Below are 1,782 nucleotides of genomic sequence, written 5' to 3' on the forward strand. Positions count from 1 at the left end.
GAGATGTGTATAAGAGACAGACCTCATGTTGCTACCCTCGGTGTTCGCCGGTGGGTTCCTCGCGGCGATCCTCGCACCTTACACCGTCCGAACGCTCCCGAACCGCGCGCTCCAGTATCTCGTCCCCGGCTACGCGCTGGTGCTCGTCGCCATCCTCTTCGCGCAGGTGCTCTGACTACCCCTCGCCGCGGGCGCGCTCGAACATCGCGATCGCCTCCTCGCGGCGCTCGCCGTGCTCACAGATCGGTGCCGGGTAGTCGGGCGCGGCCGATTCACGTTCCTCGTCGTCCAGTTCGTTCCAGGAGTGAATCGTCTCCGGGTCGGCATCGTCGAGCTCCGGGACGTAGGTTTTGATGTAGTCGGCGTCGGGATCGTACTTCTCGCCCTGCGTCATCGGGTTGAACACCCGGAAGTAGGGCTGGGCGTCCGTCCCCGTTGAGGCCGCCCACTGCCAGTTGCCGTTGTCGTTGGCGGTGTCGTGGTCGACGAGGCGCTCGCGGAAGTGGGTATATCCCTCCCGCCAGTCGAGCATGAGGTCCTTCGTCAGAAACGAGGCGACGATCATCCGCACGCGGTTGTGCATGTACGCCTCCTCGCGGAGCTGGCGCATGCCGGCGTCGACGATCGGATAGCCGGTCGTCCCCTCCTTCCAGGCCCGGAGCTCCCCGTCGTCATCGCGCCAGTCGATCGGGTTCTCGTAGCTCTTGTAGTTCTCGACGACGAGTTCGGGGTTGTAGAACAGGACGTGCGCGAAGAACTCGCCGAAGGCCAACTCCCGGCGGTAGGCGTCGATCCCGTCGCGCTCGTCCTCGTCGGCGGCCTCCCTGGCTTCGTCGACCCGTTCCGTGACCTCCCGGACGCCGATCGTGCCGTAGTTGCGGTCCTGCGAGAGGCGGGACGTGCCCTCGTCGGCGGGGTACTCGCGCCCCTCGTCGTATTCGGTTATCCCGTCGTCACAGAACGTGTCGAGACGGTCGCGGGCCGCTTCGGTGCTCGCATCCGGGATGTTCGCACTCGGTTCGTCGAAACCGAGCTCGTGGATCGTGGGCAGCGATTCGCGGTCGATGTCGGCGAGTGCGTTCCCATCGGGATCCGGGTACGGCTCCGCCTTCTCGCGGTCGAGCCACTTGTCGCCGAAATAGGAGAACACCGAGTAGGGATCGCCGTCGTTGGTCGTGATGGTGCCCGGCTCGTGGTGGAGGGCGTCGTGGAACGCCTCGTGAGCGATGCCCGCGTCGTCGAGCGCCGCGCGAACGCGCTCGTCGCGCTCCTGGGAGAGACCCGTGTAGTCGTGGTTCCAGAACAGTTCGTCGACACCGTGTTCGTCGGCGATCCCGGGGAGCACCTCGGCGGGGTCGCCCTCGGCGGTGTAGAGATCGCTGCCCCGCTCGCGGTAGGACTCCTGGAGGGAGTCGAGCGCCGCGAGCAGGAACGCCACCCGTGGCGGGCTCGCGTACTGAAGCACGTCCGGATCGAAGACGAAAACGGGGAGGACGGGGCCGTCCCCGGCGGCCGCCGCGAGCGCGCGGTTGTCGGCCGTCCGGAGATCGCGGCGGTGCCAGTGGATGCGCATGACCGAATCAGGGGTTCGTTCATCCTAAATCATCGGTCCAGTGATCCCGGCGATAGCCAACCCGGCGGGCGAGAATCTGCCTTTCCGGGACTGAGAGCCCTGTCGCGGCGAGGGTGATGAAAACCACCGACCCTACCAAGTCTGGTGTTGTTGAGAGGGAAGACAAGACCGTTACAGCTAGTTAGCTGATACGTATCGCGGCCGGGAAT

2 protein-coding genes are annotated in these 1,782 nt (G+C 65.8%); one reads left to right on the plus strand and one right to left on the minus strand.

Features of this window, described 5'->3' with window-relative positions; translation table 11 throughout:
• Window positions 1-25: 25 nt before the first annotated feature.
• Window positions 26-175: a hypothetical protein gene (locus tag C448_RS15970; RefSeq protein ID WP_193363126.1), complete on the plus strand. Its 150-nt coding sequence runs from the start codon at window positions 26-28 to the stop codon at window positions 173-175.
• Here the strand turns inward: C448_RS15970 and C448_RS09425 are convergent, their stop codons facing one another.
• Window positions 176-1,573, minus strand: coding sequence for a cryptochrome/photolyase family protein (locus C448_RS09425; RefSeq protein WP_004054134.1), 1,398 nt, complete (start codon window positions 1,571-1,573; stop codon window positions 176-178). It abuts the gene before it with no gap.
• Window positions 1,574-1,782 lie beyond the last annotated feature (209 nt).

Origin of the sequence: Halococcus morrhuae DSM 1307 (assembly GCF_000336695.1) — an archaeon.
Taxonomy (GTDB): Archaea; Halobacteriota; Halobacteria; order Halobacteriales; family Halococcaceae; genus Halococcus; species Halococcus morrhuae.

Excerpts from the sequence above, each read along its gene's own strand:
- C448_RS15970 (WP_193363126.1), top strand. The coding sequence starts at position 26 with ATGTTGCTACCCTCGGTGTTCGCCGGTGGGTTCCTCGCGGCGATCCTC.
- C448_RS09425 (WP_004054134.1), bottom strand. The coding sequence starts at position 1,573 with ATGCGCATCCACTGGCACCGCCGCGATCTCCGGACGGCCGACAACCGC.